At 69.0% G+C, this 19806-nt stretch carries 11 protein-coding genes, 5 tRNA genes and 1 pseudogene; 8 read left to right on the top strand and 9 right to left on the bottom strand.

All coding sequences use genetic code 11. The features are described 5' to 3' along the window. Positions 1 to 14: 14 nt before the first annotated feature. The 7 genes and pseudogenes from STRIP9103_RS32725 to STRIP9103_RS32695 form a co-directional block, all read right to left on the bottom strand. A tRNA-Asp gene (locus tag STRIP9103_RS32725) sits at positions 15 to 89 on the bottom strand. A gap of 159 nt (positions 90 to 248) precedes the next feature. Continuing rightward, a complete protein-coding gene (gene hrpA, locus STRIP9103_RS32720; RefSeq protein ID WP_009327619.1) occupies positions 249 to 4193 on the bottom strand; it encodes an ATP-dependent RNA helicase HrpA in 3945 nt (1314 codons plus the stop codon). Between the two features lie 115 nt (positions 4194 to 4308). Continuing rightward, on the bottom strand, positions 4309 to 5958 hold the full coding sequence (locus STRIP9103_RS32715) for a hypothetical protein (protein WP_234022361.1): 1650 nt from the start codon (positions 5956 to 5958) through the stop codon (positions 4309 to 4311). Between the two features lie 138 nt (positions 5959 to 6096). Further along, positions 6097 to 6170, bottom strand: a tRNA-Phe gene (locus STRIP9103_RS32710). Between the two features lie 24 nt (positions 6171 to 6194). After that, a tRNA-Asp gene (locus STRIP9103_RS32705) sits at positions 6195 to 6269 on the bottom strand. 35 nt (positions 6270 to 6304) lie between these two features. After that, positions 6305 to 6377, bottom strand: a tRNA-Glu gene (locus STRIP9103_RS32700). Positions 6378 to 6482: 105 nt separating this feature from the next. Then, positions 6483 to 8127: pseudogene (locus STRIP9103_RS32695) on the bottom strand (metallophosphoesterase family protein). 140 nt (positions 8128 to 8267) lie between these two features. Between STRIP9103_RS32695 and STRIP9103_RS32690 the strand changes: the two are divergent. From STRIP9103_RS32690 to STRIP9103_RS32670, 5 genes are all read left to right on the top strand, one after another. Continuing rightward, positions 8268 to 8618 (top strand): metallopeptidase family protein, encoded by a 351-nt coding sequence (locus STRIP9103_RS32690; protein ID WP_009327618.1) that lies wholly within the window; start codon positions 8268 to 8270, stop codon positions 8616 to 8618. 264 nt (positions 8619 to 8882) lie between these two features. Continuing rightward, on the top strand, positions 8883 to 9416 hold the full coding sequence (locus tag STRIP9103_RS32685) for a hypothetical protein (protein ID WP_048821402.1): 534 nt from the start codon (positions 8883 to 8885) through the stop codon (positions 9414 to 9416). A gap of 385 nt (positions 9417 to 9801) precedes the next feature. Then, complete coding sequence (locus STRIP9103_RS32680) at positions 9802 to 12171, top strand: DEAD/DEAH box helicase (RefSeq protein WP_048821401.1); 2370 nt, start codon at positions 9802 to 9804, stop codon at positions 12169 to 12171. Positions 12172 to 12354: 183 nt separating this feature from the next. Further along, on the top strand, positions 12355 to 13929 hold the full coding sequence (locus tag STRIP9103_RS32675) for an amino acid permease (RefSeq protein WP_048821400.1): 1575 nt from the start codon (positions 12355 to 12357) through the stop codon (positions 13927 to 13929). 332 nt (positions 13930 to 14261) lie between these two features. Next, positions 14262 to 14334: transfer RNA gene (locus STRIP9103_RS32670), tRNA-Lys, on the top strand. Between the two features lie 34 nt (positions 14335 to 14368). On the opposite strand, the gene STRIP9103_RS32665 is transcribed toward STRIP9103_RS32670, so the two are convergent. Together STRIP9103_RS32665 and STRIP9103_RS32660 are read right to left on the bottom strand one after the other, a co-directional pair. Further along, a complete protein-coding gene (locus STRIP9103_RS32665; protein WP_009327616.1) occupies positions 14369 to 16006 on the bottom strand; it encodes a site-specific integrase in 1638 nt (545 codons plus the stop codon). Continuing rightward, positions 16003 to 16668: a helix-turn-helix domain-containing protein gene (locus tag STRIP9103_RS32660; protein WP_009327612.1), complete on the bottom strand. Its 666-nt coding sequence runs from the start codon at positions 16666 to 16668 to the stop codon at positions 16003 to 16005. Before STRIP9103_RS32660 ends, STRIP9103_RS32665 begins: the two co-directional genes overlap by 4 nt. 110 nt (positions 16669 to 16778) lie before the next feature. Here STRIP9103_RS32660 and STRIP9103_RS32655 point away from each other — a divergent pair, with 110 nt between their 5' ends. From STRIP9103_RS32655 to STRIP9103_RS32645, 3 genes are all read left to right on the top strand, one after another. Next, complete coding sequence (locus STRIP9103_RS32655; RefSeq protein WP_009327623.1) at positions 16779 to 17018, top strand: hypothetical protein; 240 nt, start codon at positions 16779 to 16781, stop codon at positions 17016 to 17018. A gap of 264 nt (positions 17019 to 17282) precedes the next feature. Continuing rightward, positions 17283 to 18545 carry a DUF3631 domain-containing protein gene (locus STRIP9103_RS32650; RefSeq protein ID WP_009327620.1) on the top strand — a complete coding sequence of 421 codons (1263 nt, stop codon included), beginning with the start codon at positions 17283 to 17285 and terminating at the stop codon, positions 18543 to 18545. 392 nt (positions 18546 to 18937) lie between these two features. Next, positions 18938 to 19789, top strand: coding sequence for a DUF2637 domain-containing protein (locus tag STRIP9103_RS32645; RefSeq protein WP_009327614.1), 852 nt, complete (start codon positions 18938 to 18940; stop codon positions 19787 to 19789). The last annotated feature ends 17 nt before the right edge of the window (positions 19790 to 19806 follow it).

The raw sequence follows: 19806 nt of genomic DNA, 5'->3' as shown, positions 1-19806 counted from the left end.
CTCTTCGTCCACTGCGGTCCTGACGGGATTTGAACCCGCGGCCTCCACCTTGACAGGGTGGCGAGCACTCCAAACTGCTCCACAGGACCAGATGTCGCGACCGGCGCGGTATCCCCGCGCTGGCCTGCGAGAAGAGACTGTACAGGAGCGAGACCCCCGGGTCGAACTCACCCAGCGTACAGACACCGTTACCGGCCACCGCCACGGCATCAACGCCTACGGCACCACGGCATCAACGCCCACGTCACCTACGGCGCCAACGCATCGATCGCCTTGACGATCCGCTTGTCGGAAACGGGATACGCCGTCCCCAACGCATGCGCGAAGTAACTGACCCGCAGCTCCTCGATCATCCAGCGAATGTCCAGCACAGCGGCCGGCACCGGCCGCCCCTGCGGCAACTGCTCCAACAGCCACGCATACTCGTCCCGCATCTCATGGACCTTCTCCATCCGGGACGTGTCCCGCTGCACCCCCGTAGGCATCTGCTGCAGCCGCCGATCCGCCGCCACCAGATACCGCATCAGATCCGGCAGCCGCCGCAACCCCGCCTCCGTCACGAACCCCGGCTTCACGAGGTCGTTCAGCTGCGCCCGTACATCCGCGAGGTTGGCCAGCAGCGCGGGACTCCGGGTGGACTTCAGCCGGCGCTCACAGGCCTGCCACGCGGCGAGCACCTGCTGCACCTGCCCGACCGTACGAACCGTCGTGTCGACGATCTCCGCCCGCACCTTGTCGTACAGCTTCCGGTGCGACTCCTCGTCCCACGCCGGCCCGCCGAAGTCGGCGATCAGCTTGTCGGCCGCGGCCATCGCGCAGTCGTCGAACAGAGCCTGGATCGAACCATGTGGATTCGCCGACAGCGCCAGCTTCTGCGCGTTCGTCAGTTTTTCGGAAGCGAACTTCGCAGGGTTGACAGGGATGTTGCGGAGGATGAGCCTCCGCGTGCCCTTCCACATGGCCTCGGCCTGCTCCGCCTCCGTGTCGAAGAGACGTACGGAGACGGTGTCGCCGTCGTCGACGAGCGCCGGGTACGCCTTCACCGGCTGGCCGGCGCGACGGGTCTCGAAGACACGGGTGAGGGAGCCGATCGTCCAGTCAGTCAGACCCGTCCGCTCCAGGGACTCACCACCCTGGCGTTCGGCGGTCGCAGCCGCGGCCTGCGAGAGGGCCTTGCGGGCCTTCGGCTTCAACTGCAGCCGCAGCGACTCCAGGTCCTTGTCCTCGGCCAGCTTCCGGCGTCGTTCGTCGACGATCCGGAAGGTGATCTTCAGGTGGTCGGGGACCCGGGACCAGTCGAAATCCTCGGGCGCCACCGGCACACCCACCATGCGCTTCAGCTCACGGGCGAGGGTGACGGTCAGCGGCTCCTGCAAGGGGACCGCCTGGTCCAGGAACCGCTTGGCGAAGTTCGGCGCCGGTACGTAGTTGCGGCGGATCGGCTTCGGGAGGGACCGGATCAGCTCGGTCACGACCTCTTCCCGCAGGCCCGGGATCTGCCAGTCGAAGCCCTCGTCCGTGACCTGGTTGAGGACCTGGAGCGGAACATGGACCGTGACACCGTCCGCGTCCGCGCCCGGCTCGAACTGGTACGTGACACGGAACTTCAGCTGCCCCTGCCGCCACGAGTCGGGATAGTCGGCCTTCGTGACCGCTTCCGCCGACTCCCGGATGAGCATCTCCCGCTCGAAGTCCAGGAAGTCGGGCTGTTCATGCCGCTTGCGCTTCCACCAGGAGTCGAAGTGGGCGCCGGAGACGACGTGGTCGGGGACCCGCTGGTCGTAGAAGTCGAACAGCGTGTCGTCGTCGACCACGATGTCCCGGCGCCGCGCCCGGTGCTCCAGCTCCTCGACCTCGCTGAGGAGTTTGCGGTTGTCGGCGAAGAACTTGTGGTGCGTACGCCAGTCGCCCTCGACGAGCGCGTTGCGGATGAAAAGCTCGCGGCTGGCCTCCGGGTCGATACGGCCGTAGTTGACCTTCCGCTGGGCGACGATCGGTACGCCGTACAGCGTGACCTTCTCGTACGCCATCACGGCCGCCTGGTCCTTCTCCCAGTGCGGTTCGCTGTAGGTCCGCTTGAGCAGATGCTCGGCCAGCGGCTCGACCCACTCGGGCTCGATCCTGGCGTTGACGCGGGCCCAGAGGCGGGACGTCTCGACCAGCTCCGCCGACATCACGAAACGCGGGGGCTTCTTGAAGAGGGACGAGCCCGGGAAGATCGCGAACTTGGCGTTCCGCGCTCCCAGATACTCGTTCTTCGCGCCCTCCTTCACGTCCTTCATGCCGATGTGGGACAGCAGGCCGGCCAGCAACGAGACATGGACGTGCTGCTCGGGGGCGTCGTCCTCGTTCAGATGGATGCCCATCTGCTTGGCGACCGTGCGCAGTTGGCTGTAGATGTCCTGCCATTCGCGAATGCGCAGGAAGTTGAGGTACTCCTGCTTGCACATCCGGCGGAAGGACGACGAGCCGCGTTCCTTCTGCTGCTCGCGGATGTACCGCCAGAGGTTGAGGAAGGCGAGGAAGTCGGAGGACTCGTCCCTGAAGCGCGCGTGCTGCTGGTCGGCCTGGGTCTGCTTGTCGACGGGGCGCTCGCGCGGGTCCTGGATGGAGAGTGCGGCGGCGATCACCATGACCTCGCGGGCACAGCCGTTCTTGTCGGCCTCCACGACCATACGGGCGAGGCGGGGGTCGACGGGCAGCTGGGCGAGCTTGCGGCCCATCGGGGTCAGACGCTTGCGTACGTCCTTCTGGGCCGGGTCCAGCGCGCCGAGTTCCTGGAGGAGCTGGACGCCGTCGCGGATGTTGCGGTGGTCCGGCGGGTCGATGAAGGGGAACTTCTCGATGTCGCCGAGGCCGGCCGCGGTCATCTGGAGGATGACGCTGGCCAGGTTCGTCCGCAGGATCTCGGCGTCCGTGAACTCCGGGCGGGCGTCGAAGTCTTCCTCGGAGTACAGGCGGATGCAGACACCGTCGGACGTACGGCCGCAGCGACCCTTGCGCTGGTTGGCGCTGGCCTGGGAGATCGGCTCGATCGGCAGCCGCTGGACCTTGGTGCGGTGGCTGTAGCGGGAGATGCGGGCGAAGCCCGGGTCGATGACGTACTTGATGCCCGGGACGGTCAGCGAGGTCTCGGCGACGTTCGTGGCGAGCACGATCCTGCGGCCGGTGTGCGGCTGGAAGACGCGGTGCTGCTCGGCGTGCGAGAGCCGGGCGTAGAGGGGCAGTACTTCGGTGAAGCGGTACTGCTTCCTGATCAGGGCGTCGGCGGTGTCGCGGATCTCCCGCTCCCCCGAGAGGAAGACGAGGATGTCGCCCTTGCCCTCCGCCATCAGCTCCTCGACGGCATCGCAGATCGCGGTGATCTGGTCGCGGTCGGCGTCGTCGGAGTCCTCTTCGAGGAGCGGGCGATAGCGCACCTCGACCGGATACGTACGGCCGCTGACCTCGACGATCGGGGCGTCGCCGAAGTGGCGGGAGAAGCGCTCGGGGTCGATGGTCGCGGAGGTGATGACGACCTTCAGATCCGGGCGTTTGGGCAGCAGCTGGGCCAGATAGCCCAGCAGGAAGTCGATGTTGAGGGACCGCTCGTGGGCCTCGTCGATGATGATCGTGTCGTACGCGCGCAGCTCGCGGTCCGTCTGGATCTCGGCGAGTAGGATGCCGTCCGTCATCAGCTTGACGAAGGTGGCGTCCGGGTCGACCTGGTCGGTGAACCGGACCTTCCAGCCGACGGCCTCACCGAGGGGCGTGTCCAGTTCCTCCGCGACGCGCTCGGCGACCGTACGGGCGGCGATTCTCCTCGGCTGCGTGTGGCCGATCATGCCGCGTACGCCACGCCCCAGCTCCATACAGATCTTCGGGATCTGCGTGGTCTTACCGGAGCCGGTCTCGCCCGCGACGATGACGACCTGGTGGTCGCGGATGGCGTCCGCGATGTCGTCCTTCTTCTGGCTGACGGGCAGCTGCTCGGGGTACGTGATGGCCGGTACGCGCGCCGCGCGCTCGGCCATACGGGCCTCGCCCTTGGCGACCTCCGCCTCGATCTCGGCGAGCACGGCGGCCCGGGCCTCGGGCTTACGGATCTTGCGTGCGCCTTCGAGCCTGCGTCCGAGCCGGTGCGCGTCGCGCAGGGACAGCTCGGCCAGGCGGGGGGCGAGGGCGCCGAAGGCGGGGGCAGGTGGCGTAGACATACGCGACCCAGGATCTCACCTCGACGAAACGAGGGGCGAACGCTTTTGCGTCCGCCCCTCGCCCACCGGGTGTCGTGTGCGTCACCGCACACCGAGCCGTGTTCTGTCGCGTACGTCACCGCACGTCGACGTAGTCCTCCGCGCCGGCGCCCGCGAAGTGCTTGCTGTCGGGCTCCAGGAAGACGGGCACCCAGGTGCCGTCCAGTTGGGCCTTGAAGCCCTTGCTGAAGGAGCCGTTCGCCTTCGTCTTGACGGTGCCCATCAGGTACCAGGTCTTCTTGCCCTTGGGCCGGAAGAGGATCTGGACCTTCTTGGAGCCGTACGCCTTCCAACTCGTCCAGCCCACCGTGCTCGCGGGCTTCGCCTCCTGGAGGACGCCCTTCACGGTGAGCGTCCGGCCCTTGCGGACCGGCTCGGGGGAGGCGTTCGCTCCCTTGACCCGGGTGAGCGCCCGGACCTTGCGGACGGCCTTGCTGGTGGTGCCCTTGATGTCCTTGGTGGTGGAGCCGGCGTACCGCAGCCGCCAGTAGCCGTCCGCGTTGCCTTGGAGGCCCTCGACGATGAACTGCTCGTCGAAGCCGGTCTTCACGGTCTTCTTGGTGCTCCAGCCGGTCTTGCCGTTGGCGGAGTACTGGATGTCGACCTTGATGCGGTCGCTGTTGTAGTCCCCGAGCAGACCGAGGCGGCCGGTGAAGTCGAGTCGGGCCAGTTCGTCGATCGAGGCCGTGAACTCGGTGAACTTCGTCGTCGAGGTGACCTTGACGTTCACGTCGGCGGTCGCGGTCCGCTGGATCCACGGGTTGTACGGATAGGGCGGGAAGGCCACCTCGTACGTGTCGTCGCCATACGGACGCTTGACGAAGCTGAAGCGGCCGTTCGCGTCCGTGGTCGACTCGGCCGCGTCCGTGATGTGGCTGTTCTTGTAGTCCAGCTCCAGCGGGATACCGGCCAGCGGCTTCCACACCGTGCCGCTCTGGTACTGAAGCGTGCCGGTGACCTTCATCTCGGCGCCGGCCGTGATGTGGAAGCTGCTCTTGTCGAGCAGGAAGCGGGTCGGCGCGGCCTTGGGCTTGATGTCGACCCACGGGACCGTGGCGTAGCCCAGATCGCTGCGGTACTCGGCCCGGGCCCAGCCGCCCTGGCTCACCTCACGGGCGAGGGAGAAGTGGCCCTTGTCGTCCGTGGTGACGGTCGCCGAGACCGACGAGCCCAGGTCGACGTCCACGGAGGCGCCCGCCATCGGCTCGGTCGCCCGGCTGCTGGGGTCACGGAGGAGCAGATCACCATTGGCCGTGACGAGCTTGTCGTCGATGTTCGGCTCGGTCGGTGTGACGGAGAAGTCCGTGATCACGGGCTGCTTCTCGTAGCGCAGCACACCCGCGTTCTGCTGGACGGTGGTCTCGCCCGCACTGGTCGTGGCCTCGACGTCGATCGTGTACTCGCCGAGGGAGTCCAGATGGACGGGCGGGGAGGACCAGACGCCCTCCCAGGAGCTGACCCAGTACGTCTGGGAGAAGTCGGTGATCGTGGCCACCGGGGCGTCCGACTCGGAACTGCCGAGCGGACGAAGCTTCGCGGTGATCTTGGCGACGTCCTCGCCGACCGCGCTGCCATGGTTGAGGCGTACGTCGATGACCGACCAGTCGGCCGAGCCGCTGGACGCCTCCTTGACGACCGGAGCGGCGGCCTGCGCCGTGCCGGGTATCGCGAAAGTGGAGAACAGAACGGCACCGGCCGTCACAAGTCCCCTGGTGATGCGTCTCAAGAAACCCCCCTTGGTTCCCCGTCAGAGACATGGCTAGAGACATGGCTCTCTGTGAGCGACCTCGGCGCACATCGGCCCCGGGTCGCTGTGAGCGACGAAAACCCCCTCCGAGTGAACGGAGGGGGTTTTCGTGCGGTGTGGCTGGGGCCGGGGTCGAACCGGCGACCTTCCGCTTTTCAGGCGGACGCTCGTACCAACTGAGCTACCCAGCCGTGATGTTTCACGTGAAACACCAGCGGTCCTGACGGGATTTGAACCCGCGGCCTCCACCTTGACAGGGTGGCGAGCACTCCAAACTGCTCCACAGGACCAAGAGACGTACGACAGTGTCGCACATGTTCTTGCGTGCCCCCAACGGGATTCGAACCCGTGCTACCGCCTTGAAAGGGCGGCGTCCTAGGCCGCTAGACGATGAGGGCTATCGGCCCGCCTGGGCGCTTCGTCAGCGCGTCGGGGACGTGAGAAGCATATGGGATGGCGGGAGGTATCGCCAAAACGGTTTCTGCGGATGCCGTAATGGCTGATCAGGGCGTGGCTTCCCCAGGGCTGGGGGAGCGGTTCGTGGGGCGGGGGGAGCGGTCGGTGGCTGTGGGCGAGCTGCCGGTGGGAGTGGGCGAGCTGTCGGTGGGGCTGGGGGATTCGCCGGTTCCCGGTTCGTCCGTCGGCTCGGCTCCTGGCTGGTTCTCCTTCGGGAGGTGACGGCTGACCTCGGCCGTCGTCAGGCCCAGGCCGCCGAGCTTGATCTCGTCCCAGGCCTGGAGCCGGTGGGTGTCGCTGTCGAGGTAGAGGACCGAGGCCTCGATGGGGTCGGGGTACTCGCCTTCCAGGGCGCGTAGGCCGCTGCCGCCGGTCGAGCCCTCGATACGGAGGCGGGTACCCCGGTCCAGGACCTCCATCTCGGGGTGATGGAGGTGCCCGGCGAGGACGAGGGAGGGGTACCTCGCCGTCGGTCTCGCGGGCGGCGTCCGGGTTGTGGGCGATCGCGATGTCCACGGGCGTGCCGGCCGCCTTCTGGGCGCGCAGGGCCTCGGCCAGCCGCTTCCCTGCCACCTCCTCCGAGGGCAGGCCCGACTTGTCGGTCGAGCGGTCCGGCGTGAACTGCGGGTCGCCCATCCCCGCGAAGCGCAGCCCGCCGACGTTCACCGTCTTCCCCTCGTCGAGGACGTAGGTGTTGTCCAGGCCCTCCAGATACCGCTGGGTCTCCCGCGAGTCGTGGTTGCCGCGCACCCAGACGTACGGCGCCCCGAGGTCGGCGATCGGGTCGAGGAAGGCGTTCTCGGCGGCGGTGCCGTGGTCCATGGTGTCGCCGGAGTCGACGATGACGTTGATCTCGTACTGCTCCACCAGCGAGGAGATGATCTTCCAGCTCGCCGGGTTGAGGTGGATGTCGGAGACATGCAGGACGCGGATGGTGGTGGGGTCCGGCTGGTACGCGGGGAGCGTGGACGTGACGTCGTACAGCTTGGTCACGTTCGTCACCAGGCGCGCCAGCTCCTTCTGGTAGACGTCGAACTCGGTGACGATGCTGCGCGCGTTGCCGACGAGGGAGGGCGCGGAGGAGAGCAGCCCCGAGAACTTCGGCTCCAGGACAGAGTTGGGGTTCCAGGTGGCGGCGGCGGTGCCCCCGGAGGCGGCCAGCAGCGTCAGGGCCAGGCCGCCGGCGGCGAGGGCGCGACGGGGGCGGCGGTAGACGGCCAGACCGAGGGCGGTGGCCCCGGAGACGACGGCGACGCCGGAGCGTACGGCCAGGTCCAGGGTGCCGCGGCGTACGTCGGACGCGATCTCGTCCTGCAGACCGGAGAGCCGCTCCGGGTGGTCGACCAGGGCCTGCGCGCGCTCCGGGTCGAGCTGGTCGACGTTCACGTCCAGGCGTACGGGGGCGTTGTGGCTCTGCAGCTCCAGGGCGCCGAGCGGTGAGACGTTGATCTTCGTGCCGCCGGTCAGGGACGGGCGGAGGGTCATCGTCGTGTTCACGGGGCCGACCGGCGTACGTACGTTGCCCACGATCAGCAGACCCAGCCAGGCGCCGATCAGCACGACCGCCACCAGGCCCAGGGCGCGGGCCCAGGGGCGGCGGCGGGGGACCAACTCGGCGGTGGGGTGCGTACTGCGGGAGTGGGAGCGGGAGCGGCGGGCCAGGGTGGCGAGTGCGGCGGGGACGCGGGCCATTGGTCCCGTATGCCCAGGGGTGGGGGCGGATATGCGGCGGATCGTGGGGCGGGGGAAGGGCGGACGTCGGGGACGGGCGGGGGCGGATGGGGGTGTCGGGGATCTCTCCGTACACGCGTGTCGTGCATGACAATGGCCGTGTGCTGGAGATGACGCGCGAGGAGTTCGAGGAACTGGTCGCCGAGGCGTTGGACCGGATTCCGCCGGAGCTGACACGGCTGATGGACAACGTGGCGGTGTTCGTCGAGGACGAGCCGCCCGCCGACGACCCCGAGCTTCTCGGGCTGTACGAGGGGACTCCGCTCACGGATCGCGGGGAGTGGTACGCGGGGGTGCTGCCGGATCGGATCACGATCTACCGGGGGCCGACGTTGCGGATGTGCGAGAGCCGGGAGGACGTGGTCGCGGAGACGGAGGTGACCGTGGTGCATGAGATCGCGCATCACTTCGGGATCGATGACGCTCGGTTGCATGCGCTCGGGTACGGATAGCCGTTCGGTGGCGCCGTAGGGGGCGGCGTCTTCGGGCCGCGGATTCGTTGCGGCCTGTCGCTCCCTCACCTTCGACCTCGCTCGGGCGGGAGGGGCCCGATGAGCGGGGGACCCGACATCGCGGCGGAGTCGCACATCGATACGGTCCCGCACCCCTTGGGGGTGTTGTCCGGCTCGGTGTCGGGGAGTGCGGCGTGTCCTCTTGCGGGCGGCGGGAGTTGGGGAGGGGGACTGCTCTTTCCGCCCCCTCGGAGGTGGCTGCCCGTGCGCGCCTTGAACGTATCTGTCCGTCTGGCCGCCACGGTCATGGCCGTCGCCGCGGCCACCGGCTGTATGAGCGTCGGGGACGACGGGCAGGAGCCCGGGCCCTCGCCGTCCGTCGGGCAGAGCGGTGGTGAGAAGCCGGACGGGGGTTCCGCGGTGACGGGCGGGGGCGGTACGGGGTACCAGGCCGGGCGCGGCAAGCGGAACCCCTCCGCCTCGCCGGACTCTTCCGCGTCCCCGTCGGCCTCTCCTTCGGCGTCGGCCTCCAAGCGCGCGAAGCCGTCCGGGAAGGCGACGCCGCCGAAGGGTGGGAAGGGCGACGGCAAGGGGAAGCCGCCGGAGCGTCCCGAGCCGACGAAGGGGGAACCGACGTCCACGCCCACGCCGACGCCGCCTCAGCCGGAGCCGGAGTCCCCCGAGCCGGAGCCGCCGGCGTCGCCGGAGCCGTCGGCCGAGCCGTCGTCCTCCGCGCATGAGCAAGGGGCCCAGTTGGTCGAGCGGGAGCCGGCGCCTGAGGCGGGGGAGGCGGCGTAGGCCTCCGGCGGGGGGCCGGTCGCCTACGGGGTGGGGGGTACTGCGGTTCGGCGGATGCGGGTTTGTTGTGGCAGGTCGCGGCGGAGCCGCACATCGACACAGCCCCGCGCCCCTTTCGGCCTGCGGCCCTTTTGTCCTGCGGCCCTTTTGTCCTGCGGCCGTTCAAGGGCGTGGCTGACCTGCGATTATGGGCTCGGTTTGCCTTGGGGGGTGGTGGGTGCGTATGGTGGTAGATCGTTTGATCCCATTTGCCCGGCGCCATCACAGAGCGCGCCGTGTGGCGCGTACTCTCCCTTGCCGTGGCGGACCGCATAGAGGCGGTCGTGTGCGAATCACGGAGTTGACGGGCGCGTGCCGACGAGACTCCGGAAGGTTTCGCATACGCATGTCCATTTCCACTACTGATCACGTCGTCGTGCCCGAGAACACGGACGAGGCCGGCTCCCCCGAGGTCACCTTCGCGGACCTCGGCCTCCCCGAGGGCGTCGTGCGCAAGCTCGCGCAGAACGGCGTGACCGTGCCCTTCCCGATCCAGGCCGCGACCATCCCGGACGCGCTGGCGGGCAAGGACATCCTGGGGCGCGGCCGTACCGGCTCCGGCAAGACGCTGTCGTTCGGTCTGCCGACCCTGGCCACGCTGGCCGGCGGCCACACCGAGAAGAAGAAGCCGCGCGCGGTCATCCTCACGCCGACCCGTGAGCTCGCCATGCAGGTCGCGGACGCGCTGCAGCCGTACGGGGACGTCCTCGGGCTGAAGATGAAGGTCGTCTGCGGCGGTACCTCCATGGGCAACCAGATCTACGCCCTGGAGCGGGGGGTGGACATTCTGGTCGCCACCCCGGGGCGGCTGCGCGACATCATCAACCGCGGTGCCTGCTCGCTGGAGAACGTCCAGATCACCGTGCTCGACGAGGCCGACCAGATGTCGGACCTGGGCTTCCTGCCCGAGGTGACCGAGCTGCTCGACCAGGTCCCGGCGGGCGGTCAGCGGATGCTGTTCTCCGCGACGATGGAGAACGAGATCAAGACCCTCGTCGACCGGTACCTCAACGACCCCAAGGTCCACGAGGTCGACGCGGCGCAGGGCGCGGTGACGACCATGTCGCACCACATCCTGATCGTGAAGCCCAAGGACAAGGCGCCGGTCACGGCCGCGATCGCCTCCCGCAAGGGCCGCACGATCATCTTCGTCCGCACCCAGCTGGGCGCCGACCGCGTCGCCGAGCAGCTGCGCGACGCCGGTGTGCGCGCCGACGCCCTGCACGGCGGTATGACGCAGGGCGCCCGGACCCGGACCCTCGCCGACTTCAAGGACGGGTACGTCAACGTGCTCGTCGCGACGGATGTCGCCGCGCGCGGCATCCACGTCGACGGCATCGATCTCGTGCTGAACGTGGACCCCGCCGGTGATCACAAGGACTACCTGCACCGGTCCGGGCGTACGGCTCGTGCCGGGCGGTCCGGCACCGTCGTGTCCCTGTCGCTGCCGCACCAGCGTCGGCAGATCTTCCGGCTGATGGAGGACGCGGGTGTCGACGCCTCGCGCCACATCATCCAGGGCGGTACGGCCTTCGAACCCGAGGTCGTCGAGATCACCGGTGCCCGGTCGATGACCGAGGTCCAGGCCGAGTCCGCCGGCAACGCCGCGCAGCAGGCCGAGCGTGAAGTCGCTCACCTCACCAAGCAGTTGGAGCGGGCCACCCGTCGTGCCGCCGAGCTTCGCGACGAGGCCGACCGGCTCACCGCTCGCGCGGCCCGGGAGCGGGGCGAGGACCCGGTGGCGGCGGTCGCGGCCCTTGCGGCGGAGCGTACGGCCGAGGGTGCGGGTGTCGGTACGGCCACCGCTGGTGCGGCCGTAGGTGCCGAGGCGGACGAGCGCGGCGCTGCCGAGGGTGCCGAGGCTTCGGTTTCGCCGGTTCCGGCTTCGACGGGTTCCGAGGTGTCCTTGCCGCAGCAGCAGGGGCCTCAGAGCGTCGAGATGGTCGAGAAGAGCGAGCGGTTCGAGAAGTCCGAGCGCTTCGACCGGGGTGAGCGGGGCGGCAGGTTCGAGCGCGAGGAGCGTTCGGGGGCCTCGTCGTCGTACGGGCGGTCGTCGTCGTACGAGCGCCGTGAGCGTCGGGACGACCGTGGTGAGCGCGGTGACCGGGGCGACCGGGGTGGGTTCCGTCGGGACAACGACCGTGGCTTCGAGCGTCGGGATGACCGTGGTGGGCGTTCCTTCGAGCGTCGCGACGACCGCGGGGGCTTCCGCCGTGACGACCGTGACAACCGGGGTGAGCGTCGGGACGACCGTGGCGGTTTCCGTCGGGACAACGACCGTGGGTTCGAGCGTCGGGACGACCGTGGTGGGCGTTCCTTCGAGCGTCGCGACGACCGCGGGGGCTTCCGCCGTGACGACCGTGACAACCGGGGTGAGCGTCGGGACGACCGTGGCGGTTTCCGTCGGGACAACGACCGTGGGTTCGAGCGTCGGGATGACCGTGGTGGGCGTTCCTTCGAGCGTCGCGACGACCGGGGTGGCCGTGGGTTCGAGCGTGGTGGCCGTTCCTTCGACCGCCGGGACGACCGTGGCGGTCACCGCGGCAGCGACCGTCCGTTCAACCGTGACCGGCAGGGTGACCGTCCGGGCTTCCGCTCCGGCGGCCACGAGCGCCCGAACGGCCGTCGCGACGACCACCGCGGCTCCGGCTCCGGCTCCGGCACCGGCTCGTTCGGCCGCCGCGACGACAAGCCGCGCTGGAAGCGCAACGGCTGACCATGGCTGACGACAGCTGACAACGGCTGACAGGGAAGGGCCCGTACGACTTCGGTCGTACGGGCCCTTCTTGCACGGCTTCCCGAGGTTGCGCGGCTTCCCAAGGCCATGCGGGCGCCGTTGGTTGGTTTTCGGCCAGGGTGTGGCGCATGTCACGTGCCCGGTGGGGGAATTGCTGGGGGCATGACAGATGACGACATAGCCCGTGGGGCGCCCGGGGCTTCGGCTCCGGTCTCTGTGTCGGTCCCGGTGTCGGACGAGGAGCGGCTGGCCCAGCTGGGCTACACGCAGGTCCTCGCGCGCCGTATGTCCGCGTTCTCGAACTACGCGGTGTCCTTCACGATCATCTCGGTGCTGTCCGGCTGTATGACGCTGTACCTGTTCGGCATGAACACCGGCGGCCCGGCGGTGATGACCTGGGGCTGGGTCGCGGTCGGCCTGATGACGCTCTTCGTGGGTCTGGCCATGGCCGAGATCTGCTCGGCGTATCCGACCTCGGCGGGGCTGTACTTCTGGGCGCACCGGCTGGCGCCGGAGCGGAGTGCGGCGGCCTGGGCGTGGTTCACGGGCTGGTTCAACGTGCTCGGGCAGGTCGCGGTGACCGCCGGCATCGACTTCGGCGCGGCGTCGTTCCTGGCCGCGTATCTGAACCTCGAATTCGGGTTCGAGGTGACGCCCGGCCGGACGGTTCTGCTGTTCGCGGCGATCCTGCTGCTGCACGGCCTGCTGAACACGTTCGGCGTACGCGTCATCGGCCTCCTCAACAGCATCAGCGTGTGGTGGCACGTGGTGGGCGTCGTGGTGATCGTCGGGGCGCTGGCGATCGTCCCCGACAGCCATCAGTCGGCGTCGTTCGTGTTCGGCGAGTTCGTCAACAACACAGGCTGGGGCAGCGGGGTGTACGTGGTGCTGCTGGGCCTGCTGATGGCGCAGTACACCTTCACCGGGTACGACGCCTCCGCCCATATGACCGAGGAGACGCACGACGCGTCGACGGCGGGCCCGAAGGGCATCGTGCGCTCGATCTGGACCTCCTGGGTCGCGGGTCTGGTCCTCCTGCTGGGCTTCACCTTCGCGATCCAGTCGTACGACGGTGCCCTCGGCTCGAAGACCGGGGTGCCGCCGGCGCAGATCCTGATGGACGCGCTGGGCGCGACCGCCGGAAAACTGCTCCTCCTCGTCATCATCGGGGCGCAGCTGTTCTGCGGTATGGCCTCGGTCACCGCCAACAGCCGCATGATCTACGCCTTCTCGCGGGACGGCGCCCTGCCGTTCTCGAACGTCTGGCACACGGTGAGCCCGCGCACCCGCACCCCCGTCGCGGCGGTGTGGCTCGCGGCCGGCGGAGCGCTCGTCCTCGGCCTCCCGTACCTGATCAATCTCACCGCGTACGCGGCCGTGACATCGATCGCGGTGATCGGCCTCTACATCGCCTACGTCATCCCGACCCTGCTGAGGCTCCGCAAGGGCGACGCCTTCGAACGCGGCCCCTGGCACCTGGGCCGCTGGTCACGGACGATCGGGGTCGTCTCGGTGGTCTGGGTCCTCACGATCACCGTCCTGTTCATGCTGCCCCAGCTGTCCCCCGTGACCTGGGAGACCTTCAACTACGCCCCCATCGCCGTCCTGGTGGTCCTCGGCTTCGCGGCGATCTGGTGGACCACCTCCGCCCGCCACTGGTTCCTCAACCCCGAACATGAACGGACCCTGGCCCGGGAGGCGGCGCGGAAGGGGGCACCGGAGCCGGTTGATCCGTAGGGACCCGATCGACATGGGCCGTGCGCTCGATACGTGTGTGGGGGCCGGGTACGCGTGCGGGTGCCGGGTACGGATGCGGGTGCCGGGTCCGGATGCGGACGCCCGGCGCGGATACGGGCGCTCGATACGAGTACGGGCGCTCGGTGCGGGCGCGGGCGCTCCATACCAGCCAATCCGGTCCGCTTACGCCGTTCTTCCGCCGATCCTCCGCCCGTTCTGTTCTGTGGCGGACCTTTTTGCGGCCCTTCGACGCGGCCGGGGCACCGATACCCGATCGGACTCCCGGCCGTGTCCGGCTATGCTCGGGGAGGCAACTTCACGCAACACCGCCTGGGCCCTTAGCTCAATTGGCAGAGCAGTGGACTTTTAATCCATTGGTTGTGGGTTCGAGTCCCACAGGGCCTACCGATGCGGGGGAGGGGAAACCCCCTCTGACCTGCTACGCAGCGCCTGAGTCGGCTTCGGTCGGGTCGGGCGCTGCTTCGTTTTGAAGCCACTGCGTGAGCGATGCGTGAGCGGATGCGCTCGTGGCCTGCGGAATGGACGCTGCTTGGGCGGACGGATCAGCAGCTGCCGGACGCGATCGAGGGATCAGCTTCGCTGCCTTCTCGGCGATGTCGCGGTCCAGCTCAGGGAGCAGGCTCGTGTATGTGTCCGAGGTCAGCGTGATGGTGGAGTGGCGCAGGGTCTCCTTCACCGTGTGGATGTCGCCGCCGCCTCCGTGCGTGAGGGTCGCGGCGACGTGACGAAGGTCCCGCAGGGTGATGGGTGGCAGGTCGGTCGTGGCGAGGATGCGGCGGAACGCTTCCGAGACCGTCTCCGGGTGGAGCCAGGAGCCGTCCTCCTTGGTGAACACCTTTCCGGTGTTCTGCCAGGCGGTGGACCACTCGGCGCGCTCCTTCTCCTGGCGGGCCTTGTGGTCGCGTAGGGCGGAGATGTTCACGCTGTCGAGCGCGATCGTGTTCGCGCTGCCGTCCGTCTTCGGCTCGGACTCGTAAGGGTCCCAGCCGTCCACCACGATCTCCTTGGCGGGGGTGATGAGGCCGGCGTCGAGGTCGATCTCGTGCCAGTCCTGGCCTACCGCCTCGCCCCGCCGGAGGCCGCGCGTGCCCATGAGAGGGAAGATCGCGTACAGGCGGTCGCCCTCGGCGGCGTCGAGGAAGGCGCCGAACTGGTGCGGGGTCCACACCATGACCGGGCCAGGCATCTCGCCCGTTTCGCGCCACCGCCGGACCCGCTCATCCGTCCACAGGAGGGGCTTCGGGCGCCTGCCGGACTCCAACTCGACGTGGGAGGCCGGGTTGAAGGTGATCAGCTGCTGGGCGATCGCGGAGTTGAGGGCCGCGCGGAGAGTACGGCGAATCGCCTGACGACTGGCCGGGCCGGTTGTCTTCCGGAACGGCTTCATCTCCGCCAGCTTGGCCCGTTCGGCCGCGAGCAGCTTCCGCTCGGCTCCGACGGGGCGGCCGGGCTTGCTCGGCTTGCAGCGGGCGATCTGCTCACGGCGGGCTTCGTTCTCGGCCGCGATCACCTCGTTCTCGTCGGCGATCGCGTCGAACATCTCCACCAGGTGGCCGACGTTGAGGCGGTCGAGGCGTACGTGCCCGATGCGGGGCTTCAGATGGACGCGGATGTGGGAGGCATAGCCGTTGAGCGTGGTCTTGCGGCGCTTCTTCGCGGCGAACCACTGGTCGAGCCACTCGCCGACGGTGAGGCTGCCGCGGAGGGCCAGGCCGGCCCGCAGACGGCGTCGGGTCTCCTCGATGGCCGGCAGCGGGGCCTTCTCGACCGCGACCTCCTCCAGCATCGCGACGAGGCGCTGGAGGCTGTCCGGGTCGTCCTTGTCCGCCAGGGCGAGCAGGGAGCGGACGTGGTCGAGGTCCGCCTGAGCGTCCTTCAGGGAGTCGTAGCCGGCGCGACTGAAGGAGCGACGGGTGCCGTCCTCGTGGGGCGGGAGCTCCTGGCGTATGGAGTATGCGCCGTGCTTGCGGCTGGAGAGCTGGGGGCACTTCTTGCCGAGCGGTTTGCCGGTCTTGGGATCGCGGCAGTAGCAGCGGCGGTGGGTGGAGCCTTTCAAACGCGTTCCTCCGGGGTGGTGTTGGGTTCTTCATCGGGTGGGTCGACGTCGCCCAGCGCGGGGGGCAGACGGGGTGGGGTGGCGCCCTCCTCGCGAAGCTCGCGGCGGAGGTGGCGGAGGCTGTACTTGGCGGAGATGGCCTGGTCGGCGTACTTGGTCCGCTTGCGTTCGGCTTCTTCTTGCTGGGCGCGGCTGGTTGCCGTCTTGGCCGCGAACCGGGCCTGTTCTTCCTCTTCGAGGGCGGCGAGAGCGGTTTGTACGAGGCTGGCGTGGCGCTCGAAGTCGGGGACCAGGCCCGCGTCGTACATCGGCACCTCCTCTTCACCGGTGAAGTGCCGTAGCGCGTCCCAGGTGGGGATGAGGTGCTGGAAGGGGAGTTCCTGGGTCTCCTCGACGTAACCGACCGGGAAGATCAGGCAGACCGGGTACGTCTCCAGGGCCGCCGCCAGGACCATGACGTCCACGAGGGGCAGATTGGCCCGACGGCCAGACTCCATGTTGGCGATCACGTTGCGCGGGATGGGATGCCCGAGTTGCTCGCACCGGTCCGCCAAGTCCTGTGCGCTCCATCCCATCTCCTTCCTTCTGCGCCGGACTTCGCTGGCCACGTTGGCCTTGATCCGATCTGCCCACTCCGGGAAGTCGTCCTCGTCAGCATCCATACGGCGTTGTGTCATGAAGACACAGTAGCTTGCGCATGATGGTTGGTACCCGCCTGGAGCCGGATGTGATGGCATGTTCGCCGAGGGCTGTACCGAAAGGGGCGCACTGCATGCGCGAAGACGCGACGAACGGACGGTCGAAGGGCTCGAAGGGGATGAGCCGGGAAGAGCTGCTCGCCCTGCCTGTGGCTGTTGACCTGGATACGAGCAACCGAGCACTGGGGCTGGGGCGGAGCAAGGGATATGAGTTGGCGAAGCGGGGCGAGTATCCGTGCAAGGTGCTGCGGCTCGGCAACGCCTACCGGGTAGTGACCGCAGACCTGCTGGATCTGCTCGGGCTGGCGGCGTGAAAGCGGGGCAGCGTAACAGACGGTTCTGCGCTGAGCTGACACAGAAACGCTGGACTGTCGCCGGGCGTGGACGTACTGTCCGTGTTCCCTCGGGGAACAACGCGAGCGTCCCGTCTCGGGACAGAGCGAGTGTTCCGTCTCGGAACGCAGCGAACCTCCGGCGCAGCAACGCCGGAGGCTCGGGAAACCCCGCCGCCCGCATCCAACGAACGATCCGCGCGCACCGGGCCTGCATGCCCGGTGGCGCAGAAGAGGAGCCGCCCTGTGCAACCTACGACACCCGAGCCCTATTCCGCGCCTGGTACCGCCGCCTGGCCGCCGGTCGCGGTGCCGGGCAACCCCGACCAGCGCGAACCCGAGGACACCGTGCCGGTCGAAGCCGTCGAGCCCTCGGACACACCCCCGGATCCGGAGCCGACACCGGGCTCGGCGCTGCTGGACGAACTGCGCGCGAAGATAGCCAGGTTCGTGATCCTGCCCTCGCCGGAGGCGCTGGACGCGGTCACGCTGTGGGTGGCGGCGACGCATCTGCAGCCCGCGTGGCAGCATGCCCCGCGTCTGGCAGTGGTGGGGCCGGCAAAGCGGTGTGGCAAGTCGCGGCTGCTGGACGTGCTGACCGAGACGGTCCACGAGCCGATGCTCACCATCAACACCACCCCGGCGGCGGTCTTCCGGTCCATCACCGAGGAGCCGCCCACCCTGCTGGTGGATGAGGCGGACACCATCTTCGGCACGCCGAAGCAGGCGGAGAAGAACGAGGAGATGCGTGGTCTGCTCAACGCCGGCCACCAGCGCAACCGGTACGTCACCCGGGTGGTCGGCAACGACCACACCCCGCACCGGTTCGCCACCTTCGCCATGGCCGCACTCGCGGGCATCGGCGACCTGCCCGACACGATCATGGACCGGTCCGTGGTCATCCGCATGCGCCGCCGGGCCGAGGGTGAGAGCGTCAAACCCTTCCGCTCCCGCCGCGACACCCCAGCCCTCCACGACCTCCGCGACCGCATCGCTGCCTGGGCCCGGCCGCTGCTCGACGAGGCCGCCGATCTGGAACCGGCGATGCCGGTGGAGGACCGCGCCGCCGACACCTGGGAACCCCTGGTGATCGTCGCCGACCTCGCCGCCGGCCCTTGGCCCCGCCTCGCCCGCGCGGCGTGCGCGGAGATGGTGGCAGCCGAAGTGGCGGCCGAGGAGGACCACCCCAGCTCAGCGCGGATCTTGGCCGACATCCGCCGGGTCTTCGTAGCCCAGCGGGAGGTCGACAGCCTCTCCACGGACGAACTCCTGCACCACCTGCGCCAGGACCTGGAAGGCCCGTGGGCGGAGTGGGGTCGTAAGGGGCTGGGCCCGCGTGAGCTCGGCTCGCTGCTGCGCGCCTTCGACATCAGGCCCGGCAACGTCCGCCTCGCCGACGGCACTCAGCGCAAGGGCTACACGCGCAACAAGTTCCTCGATGCGTGGCGGCGCTACTGCCCCACCGTTCACTCAGTGAACGCCGAACCCACCACCCCAGCCTCAGGCTGAGCCGCGCCTCCCCCGGTGACCGTCCCTGCCGTCCCTGCCGTGATCCCGCAGGTCAAACGGCATGCGGCCGGGACGGGAACAGGGGGCAAGACGGCAACGCGATCATGAAGAGCGTGCTGCCACCAACCTGACGCTGCCCGGATCCGTCTTGTGCCGTCCCGGGCGTCCCCGCCGTATCACCGCAGGTCACCGCGTATGCGGCCGGGACGGCAAGACGGATGCGATCCGTCCACGGCCACCGAACCGCAGCCCCACCACCCGCGCGTGCCCCCAGGACGAGCCGACGCCGCCAGGACGGAACACCAGCCCTCCTGCCGTACCGGCCCTGACCTGCACTTGCAACGGCCAAGACGGCAAAGACGGACCACGCCACCACCCCAGGAGAACCCCGCTTGACCACCCTCTCCACACCCACCCACCGGGACCATCGCCCCGACGAAGGGCGGCCGATGACGACCAAGCAGGCGGCCGAGCGGTACGCGCTCATCGCGGCCGGAGTCGTCATCGTGGCGCTCACTGCCGGCGGGTTCTGGCTGTCGTACGCGCACCTCGCCGAGGTCGCCGGACAGCACGGCCTCAAGAGCTCCCCGGTCCGCCAGTGGGCCTGGCCGGCGACTCTGGACGCGTTCATCGTCGCGGGCGAACTGCTCATGCTCCGCGCGGGCCTGCGCCGGGTGACCGACGGCTGGGCCATCGCCCTCACCGCCACCGGATCGGTCGGCTCCATCGCACTCAACGTGGCCGGGGTCAGCGGCACAGGCAACACCGGCACCGTGCCCCTCCTCGACTATGTGGTCGCCGCAGTCCCACCGACCGCCGCTCTGCTGGCCTTCGGTGTCCTGATGCGGCAGATCCACCAACTGGTCGACCAACCCGCCGACCACTTCGACGCCGTACCCGTCCAGGCGCCGATATCACCGGTCACCGCGCCCGCCGAGCCCTCGGCCGAGCCGGTCCGCCCCACTGAGCCTCCGGCGGCTGGTTCCGGCCAGCCGACGAAACCACCGCCCGAAGTTTCGGAGAGTAAGCCGCGCGGTGGTCGTCCGCCCAAGGCCACACTCGCGGAACTCGTGGAGATCGGCCGGATCGCCCTCGCTGAGCACGGCACACTCAGCCGCTCCCTTCTCCGGAAGACCGTTAAGGACAGGAACTTGACGATCGGCAGTCAGCGGCAGACCGAGGTGATGGAGATGCTCCGGCCCGAAATCGAAGCCGCCGCCAAGACCGGTTCGAGCAGCGGCTGACCGGAATCCCTGCGGGG

Source organism: Streptomyces ipomoeae 91-03 (assembly GCF_000317595.1).
Taxonomy (GTDB): domain Bacteria; phylum Actinomycetota; class Actinomycetes; order Streptomycetales; family Streptomycetaceae; genus Streptomyces; species Streptomyces ipomoeae.
The sequence above is the reverse complement of the archived record's forward strand: the minus strand, read 5'-3'. Positions and strand labels throughout refer to the sequence as shown.

Excerpts from the sequence above, each read along its gene's own strand:
- hrpA (WP_009327619.1), bottom strand. The coding sequence starts at position 4,193 with ATGTCTACGCCACCTGCCCCCGCCTTCGGCGCCCTCGCCCCCCGCCTG.
- STRIP9103_RS32680 (WP_048821401.1), top strand. The coding sequence starts at position 9,802 with ATGTCCATTTCCACTACTGATCACGTCGTCGTGCCCGAGAACACGGAC.
- STRIP9103_RS32675 (WP_048821400.1), top strand. The coding sequence starts at position 12,355 with ATGACAGATGACGACATAGCCCGTGGGGCGCCCGGGGCTTCGGCTCCG.
- STRIP9103_RS32660 (WP_009327612.1), bottom strand. The coding sequence starts at position 16,668 with ATGGATGCTGACGAGGACGACTTCCCGGAGTGGGCAGATCGGATCAAG.
- STRIP9103_RS32655 (WP_009327623.1), top strand. The coding sequence starts at position 16,779 with ATGCGCGAAGACGCGACGAACGGACGGTCGAAGGGCTCGAAGGGGATG.